Below are 17,594 nucleotides of genomic sequence, written 5' to 3' on the forward strand. Positions count from 1 at the left end.
TCACCCCTCCAAGCGGTAGCCGATCTTGTAAACAGCCTTTAGGCGATCCTCCAGCCCGCATTTTTTGCGCATGCGCTGAATGTGCAGGTCGACTGTGCGGCTGTCGCCGAGGTATTCCTCGCCCCACACCTTTTCATAGATGCGGTCGCGGTACAGGGCGATATTTTTATTCTGCACAAACAAAAGCAGCAGCTCGTATTCCTTGGCGGTCAGCGGTATAGGCTCGCCGTTTTTATGCACCATGCGGGAAAGCGTGTCGATTTCCACGTCGTAAAACACGATGCGCTGTTCGTTTTTGCCATAGCGCCGCAGCACGGTCTCCACGCGCGCGAGCAGCTCCATCAACTCGAACGGCTTTACAATGTAGTCCTCCGCGCCCAGCCGCAGGCCGCTCACACGGTCCTGCACATCGGCGCGGGCGGTCAGAAAAATAACGGGTATGCCGAGCGGGCGGATATATTCAAACAGCTCGTAGCCGTTGGCGCCCGGCAGCATGATGTCGAGCAGCACCAGATCAAACGGATTTTTTTCAAGCAGATCGGCGGCGGACAGCCCGTCAAACGCACAGGTGCAGCGGTAGCCGGCGTCCGTCAGCGTCTGCCGGATCAGGTTGGAGATCGGCGCTTCGTCCTCGACGATCAATATGGTGTTGTTCATATGGATCACCTCTCGTCAAGAATACCGCGTTTCTCCATCATTTTTGCATCATTGGGGCGGAACGGGCGCGCCGTTGTCCTCCTTGATCTCGCCGCGGCGGTAGGCGGCAAGCAGATCCTTCAGGTCGCCGATCATGCGCTTCAGCCGCAGGCCGATGTCGGTCTCGCCGATCAGGATGCGGGCTTCCGAGCGGTCGAACGCCATGGAGGTCGAAAGAATATCCTTGTTATTGCGTATCGCGTCCCGCTTGCCGGAAAACGGCTCGTGCGCGGTCAGGTGGATGCCCCACGAATCGTACACGAGCGTGTAGCCCGCGATGCCGGTGGTCGGCTGGTAGGCGCGGCAGAAGCCGCCGTCGATCACGATCAGGCGGCCGTCCGCTTTGATCGGGCTTTCGCCGTCCTTTGTCTTGACCGGTACGTGGCCGTTGACGATGTGGCAGTGCTCGCCCTCCAGCCCAAATTCCGCGAGGATGCGCACGCAGACCTCGTCCTCATTATAATAGGAATAATAGGGGTTTTTCGGCTCGGCCCAGGTGGTTTGGTCCGCGATCAGGCGGCGTTCAAAGGTCGCGATATGGTCGCGCCCGAACAGCGGCGAGTGCCGGCCGCACCAAAGGAACCACAAAAAGTCCTTGCCGAACTGCCGTTCCGCCGTGCCTTCGCGGGCGTAATAGCCCTGCCGCGCGACGGTCTCCGCGTAATCGAGCAGGGCCTTGCCCGAATAGGTCTTGTTATCAAAGGTAAACTGCATGAACTGGCCGTCCTCCGTCATCGGGATGCAGCCGTGGTACAGCAGGTTGCCGTTAAAGCATTTATACAGACCGCCCTTGGAATACAGGAAGCGGATGTGGCGCTGCAGCTTTTCCGAGCGCAGAAAGGCGTTTTTCAGCTGCGCCATCAGTTCGTGCTCTTCCGGCGAAAGCCGGTAGGGGTCGGCGGGATCGATGGTGGGGAAGTTCGTATCGCGCAGGGGATATTCGTCGTCGCCGATGCGCACGGTGCCGCGCGCAAAATCGATCTTGTCCAGCAGCAGCCGGTCCTCCATGCGGAAAGCCGGGCAGCGCAGGATGGTTTGCCCTTCCAGCTTGAACTGGATTACCGCGATCGCCTTGTGCATCCGGGCGGCCATGGTCAAGTCCTTGGCGGTGGCGGATTCGTCGTCCACCTGCTTGGTTTGGAAACAGGATTGCTCGGCGCTGCACTTATACACCTCGTTTGCAAACAGCGCGAGCGGGCGCAGGCTGATGCCGTAGCCCGTTTCGATCATTTCAAGGTTGTTGTAGGTGATGGAATTGCTTAAAACCGTGGCGATGCAGGTGCGGCTGCCGGTCGCCGCGCCCATCCACAGCACATCGTGGTTGCCCCACTGGATATCGACCGAATGGTGGTCCATCAAAAGGTCCATGATGATATCGGCGCGTGGTCCGCGGTCAAAGATATCGCCCACGATATGCAGATGGTCGACGACCAGCCGTTTAATGAGGTTGCACATCGAGATGATGAAATATTCGGCCTGATCGATGTCGATGATGGTCGAGATCACGCTTTCAAAATATTCGCGCTTATTGAAAATATCGTTGCCCTTGTTGAGCAGCTCGTTGATGATATCGCGCGTTTCGGGCGGCATGGCGCGGCGCACCTTGGAGCGCGTGTATTTGGATGCGCACAGGCGGCAGATCTCGAGCAGCCGGCCCAGCGTGATGCGGTACCATTCGGCGGCGTCAGGCGCGGCCTGCACCAGTTCTTCCAGCTTTTCCTCCGGGTAGTAGATCAGCGTCGCCAGTTGGGCGCGTTCATCCGCGGGCAGGCTGTCCCGCAGCACGATCTCTACCTTTTCGCGCACCGCGCCCGAAGCGTTATTTAGGATATGTACAAAGGCCTCGGCTTCGCCGTGCAGGTCGCTCATAAAGTGCTCGGTGCCCTTGGGCAGGTGCAAGATCGCCTGCAAATGGATGATTTCGCTGCTGGCGGCCTGTACGTTCGGATATTGCCTTGCGAGCAGGCGCAAATAATCGCGCCGGTCGTCTGATTGTATCGTCATAGGATGGGTTCCTCCTTTGCGTTGTCCTTCCTCCATAGTATGACATATTTGCATGCAAAGCACAAAGGCTTTTCGGTAAAATTTTGAGAAAGGGGAGGGCGCCGCTTGCGGGGAACGGTACAAAGCGGTATAATGCCCTTAACAAGCAGCGGAAGGAAGGGAAAATACCATGATGCGTGACCCGGAAAAGACCATCGGCAACCTGATCGACAAGCAATCGGTCGCCATGCTCGGCTCGGTGGATGAAAACGGCTTTCCAAACATTAAGGCAATGCTGCCGCCCCGCAAACGGGAGGGGATCCGTGTGTTCTATTTCACCACCAACCTGTCCTCGCGGCGGGCAAAGCAGTTTGAGCAAAACCCCAAGGCCTGTCTTTACTTTTGCGACAAGCGGTTTTACCGCGGCGTACAGCTCACCGGCACGGCGGAGGTGCTGACCATCGACGAAGCCAAGCGCATGATCTGGCGCGAGGGCGATACCCAGTATTACGCCGGCGGCGTGACCGACCCGGATTACTGCGTTCTGCGCGTCACGGTGACCGAGGGCCGCTATTACGCCAACTTCAAGTCCGAGGATTTTGTGATATAGGGAATCGCTGAAACGGCGAAAAAAAGGCTACGACGAAACGCAAATCGTCGCAGCCTCTTTTTTTAGGAGTCTTTCTTCGGTTCTCTCGCGCGGTCGGGCGCCCAGCCCTTGAGGGGGTAACGCTGCATGGCGCCGAAAATGCGCTCGCGCAGGCCGGGCATCTGCTTTTCGAGCGTTTGCAGCAGCTCCTTGATCTCCTGCCGCTTGGTGTTGCCGTCCGCCGGGCAGGGATTGTGCACGATCGGCAGATCGAAGCGCTTGGCGAACGAGCGCAAAAAGTGTTCCGGCGTATACAAAAGCGGGCGGATCAACGTGATCCCGCACCGGTCGAGAAAGGTGACCGGCTGAAAGCAGGAAATACGCCCTTCATAAAATAACGAAAGCATATAGGTTTCCACCACATCGTCAAAATGGTGGCCGAGCGCCACCTTTTTGCAGCCTGCCGCGAGCGCGGCTTCGTGCAGCGCGCCGCGCCGCATCTTGGCGCATAACGCGCAAGGGTTTTCCTCGCGCCGGATATCGAAGATCACCTGCTTGATCTGTGTGGGCACTTGGATATAGGGCACGGCAAGCTCGTCGCACAACTTTTGTACCGGGCCAAAGTCCATTTCCTCATAGCCCATTTTCAGCGTGATGGCAACGACCTCGAACTTTTTCGGATAAAAGGCGCGCAGCTTCGCAAGCGATACGAGCAGCGCGAGCGAATCCTTGCCGCCCGAAACGCCCACCGCGATGCGGTCGCCCTCTTCGATCATATGGTAGTGGTCCACCGCGCGGCGGACATAGGAAAGCATTTTCTGCATCGGTTTTTCCCCGTTTTCTCGTAGAATACCTATTATATATAGCAGAAAACAGGACCGCACGCAATCGCAAATTTTAAATTGAAAAGATAGAAAACAAGAGAATGAAGGAGTGTGAAAGAGAAAAAAAGAGTATAGAATGGATTTGCAATAAATTTTGAAAATTGCCGTTGACTTCGCGTGCGGGATGTGTTTTAATAGATATGCTCGTTTGAAGCAGGTAAAAAAGTTATCAAATGATTTGATTATATAAAATGGAGGAAGAAAACATGTCTACATTTATGGCTAAGGCAGAAACTGTCGAGCGTAAGTGGTACGTGCTGGACGCCGCGGGCAAGCCGCTCGGCCGCACCGCCGCTACCGCCGCCATGCTGCTGCGCGGCAAGCACAAGCCGGAGTTCACCCCCCATGTTGACGGCGGCGATTTCGTCATTATCGTCAACGCGGACAAGGCCGTTCTCACCGGCAAGAAGCTGGAGCAGAAGTACTACCGCCACCACACCGGCTGGGTAGGCGGCCTGAAGGAAGTACAGTACAAGACCATGATGGCCGAAAAGCCGGAAATGGCGATGCAGCTCGCGGTTAAGGGCATGCTGCCGAAGAACTCGATCGGCCGCCAGTCCGCCACCCGTCTGAAAATCTACGCGGGCGAGAACCACAATCATCAGGCGCAGAAGCCTGAAGCTTGGGAAAAGTAAGGGGAGGAACTAACTGATGTATACACCGAAGAAAGCATACTTCTATGGCACCGGCAGAAGAAAGTCCTCCGTTGCCCGCGTTCGTCTGTTCCCCGGCGGAACCGGCGAAATCAAGATCAACAACCGCACGATCGACAACTACTTCGGCCTTGATACGCTGAAGATGGTCGTCCGTCAGCCGATGGAGACCACCGGCACGATCGGCAAGTTCGATATCGAGTGCACCGTAACCGGCGGCGGCTTCACCGGTCAGGCCGGCGCGATCCGCCACGGCGTGGCCCGCGCTCTGCTGCAGGCTGATTCCGAGCAGTACCGTCCCGCGCTCAAGGCCGCTGGTTTCCTGACCCGCGACCCCCGCATGAAGGAACGTAAGAAGTACGGTTTGAAGGCAGCCCGTCGCGCTCCGCAGTTCTCCAAGCGCTAAATTGTTACAAATACCGCCAAACAATCGTTTGGCGGTATTGTTTTGTTTGCATAGGCGGCATAACGCGGGGCGAACGGACTGAGAATATGTCTTTTCCGGTTTGTCAAAACCGCGAAAGCGTATTATAATAGAAAAGGAAATTTCACGCCCATGGGCGGGAACGCGGAGGTGCGCAAATGGAGCCGAACGATCTGCTTGCTATCGAGGAATTTGGCGAGCTGGACACCGAAAAGCTGGTGGAGTACGCCTTCCAGCTTCAGCAAATGATGATGCTGTACGAAGCGGGGATCCGCGAGATCAAGACCAAGCTGGATATTTTAAACGACGAATCCCGGCTGACCGGAAAGGCCGGGCCGATCGAGTCGATCAAAACCCGCATCAAATCGCCGCGCAGCATCATCCGAAAGCTCAAGCGGCGCGGGTTCCCGATCTCGCTGCAATCGATGATGGAGAATTTAAACGATATCGGCGGCATCCGCGTGGTCTGTCCGTTTATCGATGATATTTACACTGTGGCCGACATGCTGGTACGGCAGGACGATCTGGAACTGATTGAGCAGAAGGACTATATCAAGCATCCCAAGCCCAACGGCTACCGCAGCCTGCATATGATCTTGGAGGTGCCCATTTTCCTATCCGAAAGCACGCGGCCGGTGCGGGTCGAATTGCAGCTGCGCACGATTGCCATGGATTTTTGGGCCAGCTTGGAACACCAGCTGCGCTACAAAGCCGATATGGAGGTGCCGCCGCATATCGCGGAGGATCTGAAAGCGTGCGCCGAGGTCATTGCGGCCACGGATTCGGAAATGCAGGCCATCGCCAACGAACTAAACGCCCTAAGCCCCAAAAAGAAACCCGAAAAATAGAAATGCTCCACAGAAAGGAATATCCCCATGCAATATATCCCCCTGATCACGCTGGCGGCCGTGCTGGTACTAATCGTGCTCGTCCTTGTGCTGCTCGCGCGCCCGCAGCGCGGCGATAGCTCGAGCGGCTCGATTTCCGCGCTCGGCAGTCTGGTGACCGACAACCTGCGGCAGGGCCGCGAGGCGCAAAACGATCAACTCGGCGCGATGGACAAAAGCCTGTCCGCCAAGCTCGGCGCGATGCAAGGCCAGATGAACGACCAGCTTGGCCAGTTTGAAAAACGCCTGCACGGCTTTACAGCCGAGACCGCGCAAAGTCTGGAAAACATCCGCGCGACAGTCGATAAAAACCTGCACGCCATGCAGACGGATAACAACAAAAAGCTGGATGATATGCGGCAGATCGTCGATGAAAAGCTGCAAAAGACGCTCAATGAACGCATGAACGAATCGTTTAAGCTGGTCAATGAGCGGCTGGAACAGGTCTACAAGGGCCTTGGCGAAATGCAAACGCTGGCGCAGGGCGTGGGCGATTTGAAAAAGGTTCTTACCAATGTCAAGACCCGCGGTATCGTCGGCGAAATACAGCTTGGCGCGATCTTAGAGGATATTTTAGCGCCGGAGCAGTACGAAACCAACGTCGCCACCCGGCCGGGCAGCCGCAATGTGGTGGAATACGCGGTTAAGCTGCCGGTCGAAAACGGCGATTATATCTATTTACCGATCGATTCCAAGTTCCCCGGCGACACCTACGGCGCGCTGCGCGACGCTTACGAGGAAGGCTCGCGCGAGCAGGTGGAGGCATGCTTAAAGCAGCTGATCGCCACGCTGCGCAGCGAGGCGAAGGATATCCACGACAAGTACTTAGAGCCGCCCTATACGACCGATTTCGGCATTTTGTTCCTGCCGTTCGAGGGCCTTTATGCCGAGGTGGTGAACCGCGGCATGGTGGAGGTATTGCAGCGCGATTTTCACGTCAACATCGCCGGGCCGAGCACGATGGCCGCGCTGCTGAACAGCCTGCAAATGTCTTTCCGCACCATTGCCATCCAAAAGCGCTCCGGCGAGGTTTGGGAGGTGCTCGGCGCGGTCAAAACAGAATTTGACAAGTTTGAAGCCGCTTTGTCGCAAACGCAAAACCGTCTGGATCAGGCCAGCCGCGAGCTGGACAAGCTGATCGGCACGCGCACACGCGCCATCCAGCGCCGCCTGAAAAGCGTTACCCAGCTGGAGGAAACGCTCAGCGGCGCCGTGCTGGGGCTGGACGAAGCCGAAGAGGAAACGACCGAATCATAAACATACCAAAGCGCGCCCGGATGAAACCTTGTGGGTTCCATCCGGGCGCGCTTCGGTATGTAGGCTAGGATTTGGACTCATCCTCTGGGGCAAGCGGACGATAGTGGGGACAGGCGGCCGTTTCACCATATCGTAGCTTTCGGCGCGGGTATACGCAATGCCCGCTTCTTGTTTTATGGTAATTTTTTGGCGTGAGCTGGACATAGTGCTGCCTGTAATGCTTGCAGGTTTGGCAAATGAATGGCTGCGTGCTTTCCATTTCTCATGCCCCCACTCGTTCTCTGTTTTCTTTTGACACGGCTAGAGACCATTGCTTGTTTGAGAGAATTTCGCATGGTCGTGTATGCAATTTCATCACCTCAATGAAAGTATACATCAACCTTCTATAAAACCTCGTAATTTAACCTGAATCAGGTTGAATTATTTTTATTCGACGCCGCCATCGTAAAAAGCAAAAAAAATGTTTGTCATCCTGAGCAAAGCAATGGATGACAAACATTAATAGATGGGATTAGTCCAGCGTGACGCCGTTTGCGCCGAGCCATTCTTCGATCGCGCCGCGGGAAGGGGGATTGACCAGCGGCTGGCCGACTGCGCCGTCGCGGAAAAACAACAGCGTCGGGATGGTGCTGATCTGATAACGCTCGGCCAAGGGCATGCTATCGTCGATGTTCAGCTTGCCGACGCGGATCTTGCCCTCGTAAGCGTCCGCGATCTGGTCTACGGTCGGCGCGATGCCGCGGCAGTACCCGCACCACGGCGCCCAAAAATCGATTACAACGGGCGTGGCGGTGTTCAGCACCTCGGAATCAAAATTATCCATGTTTACATTAAAAATTGCCATGTTAGAAACTCCTTTCAAAAGCGGTTACTCTTACTGTAACCAATTCGGTTTCATTTATCATACTGTAAATATAACAGTTACAGTTGAGGTTGTCAAGAGGTTTTTAGAAATTTAAAGACAGAGCCGCAAAAAAGGGGCTGTAAAATAAGTTCTCACAAATGAATAGAAAACTGTTGCAAAGCGAAAAATGCTACCAATTCTGTCATTCTGAGGAGCGAAGCGACGAAGAATCTCGCGCGAACGCGCGGAATTTACGCTGGGAACGCGCGTTCACGCGAGATTCTTCACTTCGTTCAGAATGACATTTGGGTACTCTTCTATTTTGCAACAGTTTTTTTACAGCCCCTTTTTTATTCGGTCACCGTTACCTGCACGGTGGCTTTTAGGTCCAGCCCGGTGCCGAGATGCACGGTGGCTTCGCCGGGGGCGAGCGCCTCCACGGTGCAGATCACGCGGCCCTGCGTGAAGCGGTCCATCGTAATGACCGCGACGTCGGGCTGTTCGCTGCCCCAAACAAGCTTATCGGTCTTTGCCTTGGGGTCCACATAGGTAAAGGCGACCTCGGTCGTCTGCCCTGCCTGCAAGGTGATCGCCTCGGTCTCGGCGGATACCTCCGTGATTTGGGGCGAAGGGAAGAGAAGCGCCACGATAACCACGATCAAAAATGCGCAAAGCGTCACGCGCACGCCCTTGGGCCAGTTAGAGAACCGCAGCTTGCTCCAGATCGACGGCTTGCCGCCGGTGTTGTTTGCCAAAATCCATCACCTCATTTTGTTTCATCCAGTATATCACAAAACGCGGGGAAAGGAAAGGCCGTTACACGGCGGGCGTAAGATAGTAGCCCACGCCGCGCGCCGCGCGGATAAACACCGTAGCGCCGACCGCGCGCAGCTTTTTGCGCACAAAGGATAGGTATACTTCCAGCGTGTTATACGAGGGCTCGCAGTCGTACCCCCAAACCTTTTGCATCAAAAGATCGCGCGGCAGAATCTGGTGCGGATTGATGAGAAACAGTTCGAGCAGCTGCAATTCCTTGACGGAAAGCCGCTGCGTTTCCGTGCCGTAGCTGACCACGCAGCGGCTGCGGTCGAGCGTCAACCCATCCACTTCCAGCAAGCGGGGCTGCAGGTAGGTGCCGCGCCGGGCCAGCGCGCGCACCCGGGCGGTCAGCTCGCCCATGACGAACGGGGAGGAGAGCACGTCGTCCGCGCCCGCGTCCAGCGCGCGGATGCGGTCGCGCGGCGCGGCGTGCGCGGCGAGCAGCAGCACCGGCGTTTCGCAGCCATCCTCGCGCAGGCGGCGCAGCAGGGTATGGCCTTCTGGCTGGGTCTTCATAAAGGTCATGATGATAACGTCGTATACACCGGAAAGCGCGGCTTCCGCCGCCTCGTTAGGAAACTGCTTCCGGTCGGCGGTAAAATGTTCACGGCGCAGGGCGGCAAGAATGGACTCAGCCGCCGCGTCGCGCGGTTCAATAAGCAGGGCACGCATGGCGTTTCTCCTTTCGGTATTTCGTGCTGCTTTAACGATACGGTCCCCGTGTGGAAATTCTGTGTACGGACCGGGAAGAATTGGTGAAAGCTTAAAATGCTTAAGGTTTGTTCAAGCTTTATCCCGTACGATATTGCAACAGAACGAAAGAAGCGTGCAGGAGGGAAGAAATTTGAAACTTCCATGGAGTAACAAACGGAAACGCAAGGGAACGGATCTGGCCCTGCCAGAGGCTATGCCGGCGGCGGAAGCGTTGGTACCCGTTGCGGAGGCGGGCGGCGCACACCGAATCGGCAAAAAGGGCAAGAAAACAGGAAAAAAGCGCCGCCTGAATAAAAAAGTAATCATTCCGGTCGCGGCGGTCGTATTGGCCGCCGGATTTTTCGGCGTGCGGCACATGCTTTCCGTCAAAGCGGGCGCGGTGGAGCAGACCTATACGGAAAGCGAGGTGTCCCGGCAGGATATCCGGCTTACCTTGTCCTCGACAGGCACGATTGCGCCCGCGAACCAGTATAGCGTGACTGCCGCCGTCAAGGGCGAGGTGCTTTCCGCTTCCTTTGAAGAAGGGGACGAGGTGAAAAAGGGCGACGTACTGTACGAAATCGACAAGACCGACGCGCAAAACTCGATCGATCAGTCCAAGCTGTCGCTCCAACAGAGCCAGAACAGCTATAACCAGACGCTGGAAACGCTGGACGACCTGAACGTGAAAGCGGACGACGCGGGCGTGATCACCGAGCTGCACGTCAGCGTGGGCGATCAGGTGTCGAACGGTACCGTAATCGCCGATTTGCGCGATTCCTCGGTGATGGAGCTGACCGTACCCTTCAATTCCAGCGACGCGGACAGCTTCGGCGTCGGCGCGGCGGCCACCGTGACCATGGACGGCTCCTTTGAAACGCTTTCCGGCACGGTAACATCGATCGACGCGGCCGAAAGCGTGTTGGACGGCTATCAGATCGTCAAAAACGTTACGATTCAAGTGTCCAACCCCGGCGGCCTGTCCACCACCTCCGCGGCGACGGCGACGGTGAACGGCACGGCCTGCAATCAGGGCGCGAACTTTACTTACCTTTCCGAATCGACCATCACCGCGTCCGCGTCGGGCAAGATTGCAAGCCTGAACGTGCGCGAAGGCTCGTCGGTGAGCAAAAACCAGACGGTCGCCACGATCTCGTCCACCTCTGCCCAGAACTCGGTCACCAATAGCAAGCTTTCCTTGGAGCAGGCGCAGCTTTCCTATCAAAAATCCGTCGACATGCTGGATGATTACACGATCACCGCCCCCATCGACGGCACCGTGATCACCAAGACCATCAAGGCGGGCGACACGCTGGACGCGACCAACGGACAAACGACGCTGGCCGTGATTTACGACCTGTCCTATCTGACCTTCGACATTTCGCTCGACGAGCTGGACGTCAATCAGGTCGAGGTAGGCCAGCAGGTCAATATCACCTGCGATTCGCTGACCGATGCGGGCGAGTTCACGGGCGAGGTGACCAAGGTCTCGGTAGCGGGCACGACCTCGAACGGCGTGACCACCTATCCGGTCACCGTCAAGATTACCGCCCCGCCCGACGGCCTGCTGCCCGGCATGAATGTGGACGCGACCATTGTCGTTGATGAAGCGGCGGACGCGCTCTCCGTGCCGATCGCGGCCGTGCAGCGCGGCGATACCGTTTACGTCAAACAAGCGGGCGCGAAGAACACCGAACAGATTATGGTCGGCGGCAGCCTGCTGCCGGACGGCTGGACGGCCGTCACCGTGGAGACCGGCCTTTCGGACGACAGCAACATCGAGATCATTTCCGGCTTGTCGGAAACGGATATCGTCTACGTGCCGCAGATACAGCGCCAAAACTCCGGCGGTGAAATGGGCATGATGCCTGCGGGCGACATGGGCGGCGGTATGCCCGGCGGCATGGGCGGCGGACAGGGCGGCCCCCCTCCGGTGGCGGCGGTGGCATGCCCGGCGGCGGAGGCGGTATGCCGTGATGACGCAGCAAAACAAAACGCCGCTGATCGAGCTGCGCGACATTTATAAGATCTACCAGATGGGCGATACCGAGGTCCGCGCGTCCGACGGCGTTTCCATGACCATTTACGAGGGCGAGTTCGTTGCCATCGTCGGCCAGTCGGGTTCGGGCAAGAGTACGCTGATGAACATCATCGGCTGCTTGGACGTGCCGACCGAGGGGCAGTACTTTCTAAAAGGCGAGGACGTTTCCGAATTTACCGACGACGAGCAGGCCGAACTGCGGAACAAAACGCTGGGCTTCATTTTTCAGCAATACAACCTGATTCCCAAGCTGAACGTGCTGGAAAACGTCGAGCTGTCGCTCCTTTACGCCGGTCTGCCGGCGGATGAACGCGCCGAGCGGGCGCTTCGGCAGATTGAGCGCGTGGGCCTTGCGGGCAAGGAAAAGAACCTGCCCAGCCAGCTTTCGGGCGGCCAGCAGCAGCGCGTATCCATCGCCCGGGCGCTGGCGGGCGACCCTTCCGTCATTCTGGCCGACGAACCGACCGGCGCGCTCGATTCGCACACCAGCCGCGAAGTGCTGGATTTCCTGCAAAAGCTCAACCGCGAGGGCAACACCATCGTCCTCATCACGCACGACAACGGCATCGCGCAGGAGGCCAAGCGCGTCGTGCGCGTGGCGGACGGTAAGATCATTTTCGACGGCCCCGCCCGCGAGGCCTTTCCAAGGGGGGACTGACGGCATGGGATTTACACAGGCCTTTAAGCTGGCGGTCAAAAGCTTGGCCGGCAGTAAAATGCGCGCCTTTTTGACGATGCTCGGCATCATCATCGGCGTGAGCTCGGTCATTATTCTGGTCTCGCTCATGCAGGGCATGACCGGCGAGGTCACCTCGATGTTCGAGGATATGGGCACCAATACGCTGACCGTCAGCGTGACCGGGCGCGGCTCGTCCCGCACGGTCGACGCCGACGATCTGTATGCGCTGTACGAGGAAAACACCGACGTTTTCATGGGCATGAGCCCGACGGTGTCGCTTCGTGGTTCGGTCAAGACCTCGACCGATTCGGATTCGTTCGATTCTACCACGGTCACCGGCGTATCCGAGCAGTATGCCGAAATCAGCAAGCTTACGCTGTCGGACGGGCGCTTTATCAGCTATACCGACCTGACGGCGCGCGGCAAGGTCGCGGTCGTCGGCGCCTATATCGCGAACAATGTGTTTGGCGGCAAGGCGCTGGGCGAAACGATCAAGGTAAACGGCAACCCATGCACCATCGTCGGCGTGCTGGAAGAGCAGGACGATTCGACCTCCGGCTCGGCGGACGACTGCGTGTACCTGCCCTATACCACCGCCTCCAAACTTTCCTTCGGCGCGATTTCAAGCTTCACCTTTGCGACTTGGGATTCTTCCATGAACACGCAGGCGACCAATTTGATCGACAACGTCCTTTATGAGGTGTTCCAGAACGAGGATTATTACAATATTTCGGATATGCAGGAAATGGTCGACTCGATGGAGGAAATGACCGGCATGATGACCATGGTGCTGGTCGGCATCGCGGGCATTTCGCTGCTGGTCGGCGGCATCGGCATTATGAACATCATGCTGGTATCCGTCACCGAGCGCACGCGCGAGATCGGCATCCGAAAATCGCTCGGCGCGAAAAAACGGGATATTATGCGGCAGTTCGTCATCGAAGCGGGCACCACCTCGGCGCTCGGCGGCGTGATCGGCATTGTATTTGGCTCGGTCGTCGCGGTGGTTCTGGGCAAGGTGATTGGCATCAGCGCGGAGCCGAGCGTCAGCGCGGTGCTGCTCAGCTTTGGCGTTTCCGTGTTCATCGGCGTGTTTTTCGGCTTCATGCCGGCGAACAAGGCGGCGAAGCTCAACCCGATCGACGCGCTGCGCTATGACTAAGGGAGGAACATGAAATGAAGAAGTTTACCGCACTGCTGCTTATCGCGGCGGCGCTGATAACGGCGCAGCCGCTCGCCTTGGCGGCGGATGCGTCGGACGATGTGGTGCAGCAGGTGATCGTTTCCATCGGCATCATGACCGGCGACCAAAGCGGCGATATGAAGCTTGACAGCAACGTCACCCGCGCGGAGTTCGCCAAAATGCTGGTGAGCGCTTCCGTCTATAAGGATAAGGTCAGCTCGGCTTCCAACTCGTCGCCGTTTAAGGATGTGCCCTTTACGAACTGGGCGGCGGGCTATGTCAAAACCGCCGTGCAGCAGGGGTGGCTGACCGGCTATCTGGACGGCACCTACCGCCCGACGAATACCGTAACGCTGGAAGAAGCCGCGACCGGCTGCCTCAAGCTGCTCGGCTATACGACGGAGGATTTCGCGGGCTCCTATCCCTATGGCCAGCTGGCGCTTTACAAGTCGCTGGGGCTGGATAAGCGCGTCACCGCCTCGCAGGGCGCGAGCATGACGCGGCGCAATATGATGTACCTGTTTTACAACCTGCTTTCGGCGGATACCAAGGAAGGTAAGCCCTATGGCGAAACGCTGGGCTACACCATCGGCGCGGACGGCAGCGTGGACTATTTAAGCGTGCTCAGCGAATCGATGGAAGGCCCCTTTGTCGTTGAAAGCTCGCTGGATTCCATCGTGTCGTCGGCGGGCCGGACCGTTTACCGCAACGGCTACGCCTCCTCCGCCGATGCGATCAAAAAGTACGATGTGGTGTATTATACCGGCTCGTCCATTTGGGCCTATGCCAACGCGGTCACCGGCACCTATCAGGCGGCGTCCCCCTCGGCGGCCTCGCCCACCTCGGTCACGGTGGCGGGCAACAGCTATACGCTCGGCACCGGGGAAGCGACGCTGTCCCTGTCCACGCTGGGCGAACTGAATATAGGCGATATCGTTACCCTGCTGCTGGGGCGGGACGGCGAGGTCGTGGCCGCGCTGTCGGCGGAGGATTACGCTTCTTCGCTCGCCGGGGTGGTTACGGCGGTCGGCTCGGCCACCTACCAGACCGCGGCGGGCAACCCGTATTCGGCGCGCACGGTCACCGTGCTGGCGACCGACGGCGTAAACTATACGGTGCCCTGCGATAAGACCTCCATCACAGAAGGCGACTTCGTGTCCATCGGTTTCGGCTCGTCCGGAACCGATGTTTCTATCCTGACCTCTTCCAAGGTGACGGGCAAGGTATCGGGCCGTAATATCGGCAGCAAGACCTTCGCGCAGGACGCGCGCATACTGGATGTGCGTGATGAAATGGGCGTTCGCGTTTACGTGTCCCGCCTGAACGGGGCCACGCTCGAATCGAGCGATGTGCGCGGCTACCGCGAGAACGAAGCGGGCGAGATTACCGATTTGATTCTCAATGATTTCACGGGCGATCTGTACAGCTACGGCATTATCACGAGCGCCCGCGAGCAATCCGCCAGCATGAATCTTTCGGGCAGCTATACCTATTTGGTCGCGGGCGAGGAAAAAAAGCTGTCCACCAACGGCTCCACCCTTGGCGCGGTCAGCGGCCCCGCGCGGCTGACGATCGAAAACGGCACGCTCACGTCGGTGCGCTCGCTCGAACGCATCAAGGACCCGGATTCCATTACGCTGCTCGGCGTGGAAAAGGATGGGGAAAGCCATCTGTTCGCGGATGATTGCGCGGTTTATTTGTACCAGAACAGTGTGTACAGCCTGTTTTCGCTGACCGAGCTGCGCAATAATTTAGACAGCTACGGCATGACCGCTTATTATGATAAAGAAACCGTGGACGGCGGCCGCATCCGCATCGTCGTCGCGCGCCCCAAAACGTAGGCGGTTCGCTTCGCTCACAGGCGGCAGCCGCGGGAACTCGTCTAAATGTAGGGCGGTGTGACCTCACCCCGCCGTCGACGGTGGTTCGCTTCGCTCACAATGAAATGCGCGGCGGTAGCCGCGGGCGGCCGCGTGGGGTCACGCGGCCCTACGCAAGATATGCAAAGTGACCGCCCATCCCTCACAAAGATAGCGGTCACTAAGACTAGTTATTGAGGGCTAACCGTCTGCCTGACAGTGCCCCTTTTGTATCTATAGTATACCCACGCCAAGCGGGTTTGTCAAGCCGTCCATAGGGGCGGTGTTTGCCGCTTGCTTGCGTAATTTGTCGGCATCTGCTATACTCAGATTAGGCGCAGCCGTGCCCAGCGGTTGGCGGTTATTCCCACCTCATCCCATTAGAGGGGAGGTGGTGCTTATGGTTACTTATGCAGAGCTGTTCCAGCTTCTGCTTGTGCTCATAGCATTTGCTGGTCTGATCATTCAGATAAGCAAAAGAAAATGACCGCCCCCACTCCCCAGTGATGCGGTCATTTCTTTTGACTAAAGTCTAACGGGGGTAACCGTCAACCGGCTGCGCCCCTTTTGTATCTCTAGTATACCCGCGCCGAGCGTGTTTGTCAAGCCGTCCATAGGGGCGGTGTTTGCCGCTTGCTTGCGTAATTTGTCGGCATCTGCTATACTCAGATTAGGCGCAGCCGTGCCCAGCGGTTGGCGGTTATTCCACCTCATCCCATTAGAGGGGAGGTGGTGCTTATGGTTACTTATGCAGAGCTGTTTCAGCTTCTGCTTGTGCTCATAGCATTTGCCGGTCTGATCATTCAGATAAGCAAAAGAAAATGACCGCCCTCACTACCAAATGATGCGGTCATTTCTTTTGACGTAAATTTTGGGAGTAACCGTCAATCGGCTGCGCCCTTTTTATACCTCTAGTATACCTCGCGCCGAGCGTGTTTGTCAAGCCGTCCATAGGGGCGGTGTTTGCCGCTTGCTTGCGTAATTTGTCGGCATCTGCTATACTTTGTTTAGGCGCAGCCGTGCCCAGCGGTTGGCGGTTATTCCCACCTCATCCCATTAGAGGGGAGGTGGTGCTTATGGTTACTTACGCAGAGCTGTTCCAGCTTCTGCTTGTGCTCATAGCATTTGCCGGTCTGATCATTCAGATAAGCAAAAGAAAATGACCGCCCTACCCTTCCAAAAGTAAACGGTCATTTCTTTTGACATAGATTTTGGGAGTAACCGTCAATCGGCTGCGCCCTTTTTATACCTCTAGTATACCTCGCGCCGAGCGTGTTTGTCAAGCCGTCCATAGGGGCGGTTTTTGTTTTGCTTACGATAAAATGCGACTGGTGGTTCGCTCCGCTCACAATGAAATACGCGGCAGTAGCCGCGGGCGGCCGCGTGGGGTCACGCGGCCCTACGCAAGGGTGGAAAGCTCGCCGTTGTGAAAGGCGGGTGCCCCACCCCGCCGCAGTATCGGCTTACAAAGTTGCAAGTTCCTCCTTGCAGTGCTTACATATGTATTTGCCATCAAATAAAATTACATTACTAGCATTGCCACAAAATACACAACCGGGTTCGTACTTTTTCAGTATAATTAGATCGCCGTCTACGAAAATCTCAAGTAAACTATTTATCTGAATATCTAGGGTTCGTCGTAGCTTCATGGGAATAACAAGACGGCCCAATACGTCTAGTTTACGTACAACGCCAGTAGATTTCATGTTATAACCCCTCTTTTAATATTTTATCTTCAACTACTTTCTTCAAATCAGCTTGACTCATATTGTTCTCGGCTAATAATTGCATTAATATAATGACTGTTGAAATCATGGATTCAATAATTTGTTCGTCGGTTAGTTGACTTGTCATGCATATTAATTGTTCGCATGCAAGTAATGCTGCCGAGTTAGGATTGCTGCATTGAAAACTTAATACCATTCTATCAATAACTTCACCGATGGATAATTCTAAGGATTCTACATCTTTTTGCAAGCAACGGTATGTTTGGTTTAAAAGCGTTACTTCAATCGTTGTAAGCTGAGCTTGTTCTGACATTTGAGTTACTCCTTTACGGCAACAAAAACGAATGTTTACAAATAGGCAAATTGCCTATTTAAA

The 17,594-nt window shown here is 56.5% G+C and carries 17 protein-coding genes; 9 read left to right on the forward strand and 8 right to left on the reverse strand.

From position 1 onward, the window contains the following. Both RWV98_RS04570 and RWV98_RS04575 read right to left on the reverse strand, forming a co-directional pair. Complete coding sequence (locus RWV98_RS04570) at window positions 1–657, reverse strand: response regulator transcription factor (protein WP_280961275.1); 657 nt, start codon at window positions 655–657, stop codon at window positions 1–3. Window positions 658–705: 48 nt separating this feature from the next. Further along, entirely contained in the window at window positions 706–2,700 is a 1,995-nt protein-coding gene (locus tag RWV98_RS04575; protein WP_317864073.1) for a fructose-1,6-bisphosphatase, read from the reverse strand. A 169-nt stretch (window positions 2,701–2,869) separates the two neighbouring features. Here RWV98_RS04575 and RWV98_RS04580 point away from each other — a divergent pair, with 169 nt between their 5' ends. After that, the gene (locus RWV98_RS04580; protein WP_280961283.1) at window positions 2,870–3,289 is read left to right on the forward strand and encodes a pyridoxamine 5'-phosphate oxidase family protein; all 420 of its coding nucleotides are present in this window, start codon (window positions 2,870–2,872) and stop codon (window positions 3,287–3,289) included. 62 nt (window positions 3,290–3,351) lie between these two features. Here the strand turns inward: RWV98_RS04580 and RWV98_RS04585 are convergent, their stop codons facing one another. Then, window positions 3,352–4,092, reverse strand: a complete 741-nt coding sequence (locus RWV98_RS04585; RefSeq protein WP_317864076.1) for a tRNA 2-thiocytidine biosynthesis TtcA family protein — start codon at window positions 4,090–4,092, stop codon at window positions 3,352–3,354. Between the two features lie 266 nt (window positions 4,093–4,358). On the opposite strand from RWV98_RS04585, the gene rplM reads away from it, so the two are divergent. The 4 genes from rplM (at window position 4,359) to RWV98_RS04605 (ending at window position 7,373) form a co-directional block, all read left to right on the forward strand. After that, complete coding sequence (gene rplM / locus RWV98_RS04590) at window positions 4,359–4,787, forward strand: 50S ribosomal protein L13 (protein ID WP_280961285.1); 429 nt, start codon at window positions 4,359–4,361, stop codon at window positions 4,785–4,787. Between the two features lie 16 nt (window positions 4,788–4,803). Further along, window positions 4,804–5,211: a 30S ribosomal protein S9 gene (gene rpsI / locus RWV98_RS04595; protein ID WP_280961286.1), complete on the forward strand. Its 408-nt coding sequence runs from the start codon at window positions 4,804–4,806 to the stop codon at window positions 5,209–5,211. A gap of 176 nt (window positions 5,212–5,387) precedes the next feature. After that, window positions 5,388–6,077, forward strand: coding sequence for a GTP pyrophosphokinase (locus RWV98_RS04600; protein WP_280961287.1), 690 nt, complete (start codon window positions 5,388–5,390; stop codon window positions 6,075–6,077). A gap of 27 nt (window positions 6,078–6,104) precedes the next feature. Beyond that, window positions 6,105–7,373, forward strand: coding sequence for a DNA recombination protein RmuC (locus tag RWV98_RS04605; RefSeq protein ID WP_280961288.1), 1,269 nt, complete (start codon window positions 6,105–6,107; stop codon window positions 7,371–7,373). Window positions 7,374–7,884: 511 nt separating this feature from the next. On the opposite strand, the gene trxA is transcribed toward RWV98_RS04605, so the two are convergent. The 3 genes from trxA to RWV98_RS04620 form a co-directional block, all read right to left on the reverse strand. Beyond that, window positions 7,885–8,217, reverse strand: coding sequence for a thioredoxin (gene trxA, locus RWV98_RS04610; protein ID WP_317864079.1), 333 nt, complete (start codon window positions 8,215–8,217; stop codon window positions 7,885–7,887). Between the two features lie 350 nt (window positions 8,218–8,567). Continuing rightward, a complete protein-coding gene (locus RWV98_RS04615; protein ID WP_317864081.1) occupies window positions 8,568–8,972 on the reverse strand; it encodes a hypothetical protein in 405 nt (134 codons plus the stop codon). A gap of 61 nt (window positions 8,973–9,033) precedes the next feature. Further along, complete coding sequence (locus tag RWV98_RS04620; RefSeq protein WP_317864083.1) at window positions 9,034–9,708, reverse strand: response regulator transcription factor; 675 nt, start codon at window positions 9,706–9,708, stop codon at window positions 9,034–9,036. Between the two features lie 172 nt (window positions 9,709–9,880). Here RWV98_RS04620 and RWV98_RS04625 point away from each other — a divergent pair, with 172 nt between their 5' ends. Genes RWV98_RS04625 through RWV98_RS04640 form a run of 4 tightly spaced genes read left to right on the forward strand, consistent with a single transcriptional unit; the run spans window position 9,881 to window position 15,473 of the window. Beyond that, window positions 9,881–11,755 (forward strand): efflux RND transporter periplasmic adaptor subunit, encoded by a 1,875-nt coding sequence (locus tag RWV98_RS04625; RefSeq protein WP_317864085.1) that lies wholly within the window; start codon window positions 9,881–9,883, stop codon window positions 11,753–11,755. After that, entirely contained in the window at window positions 11,706–12,428 is a 723-nt protein-coding gene (locus tag RWV98_RS04630) for an ABC transporter ATP-binding protein (RefSeq protein ID WP_317864087.1), read from the forward strand. Before RWV98_RS04625 ends, RWV98_RS04630 begins: the two co-directional genes overlap by 50 nt. 4 nt (window positions 12,429–12,432) lie before the next feature. Next, a complete protein-coding gene (locus RWV98_RS04635) occupies window positions 12,433–13,611 on the forward strand; it encodes an ABC transporter permease (RefSeq protein ID WP_317864089.1) in 1,179 nt (392 codons plus the stop codon). A 14-nt stretch (window positions 13,612–13,625) separates the two neighbouring features. Further along, window positions 13,626–15,473 carry an S-layer homology domain-containing protein gene (locus tag RWV98_RS04640; protein ID WP_317864091.1) on the forward strand — a complete coding sequence of 616 codons (1,848 nt, stop codon included), beginning with the start codon at window positions 13,626–13,628 and terminating at the stop codon, window positions 15,471–15,473. 1,481 nt (window positions 15,474–16,954) lie between these two features. Here the strand turns inward: RWV98_RS04640 and RWV98_RS04645 are convergent. Continuing rightward, window positions 16,955–17,197, reverse strand: coding sequence for an AbrB/MazE/SpoVT family DNA-binding domain-containing protein (locus RWV98_RS04645; protein WP_280963590.1), 243 nt, complete (start codon window positions 17,195–17,197; stop codon window positions 16,955–16,957). Between the two features lies 1 nt (window position 17,198). After that, a complete protein-coding gene (locus RWV98_RS04650; RefSeq protein ID WP_317864093.1) occupies window positions 17,199–17,531 on the reverse strand; it encodes a hypothetical protein in 333 nt (110 codons plus the stop codon). Between the last annotated feature and the right edge of the window lie 63 nt (window positions 17,532–17,594).

This window comes from Agathobaculum sp. NTUH-O15-33 (assembly GCF_033193315.1).
GTDB classification, from domain to species: Bacteria; Bacillota; Clostridia; order Oscillospirales; family Butyricicoccaceae; genus Agathobaculum; species Agathobaculum faecihominis_A.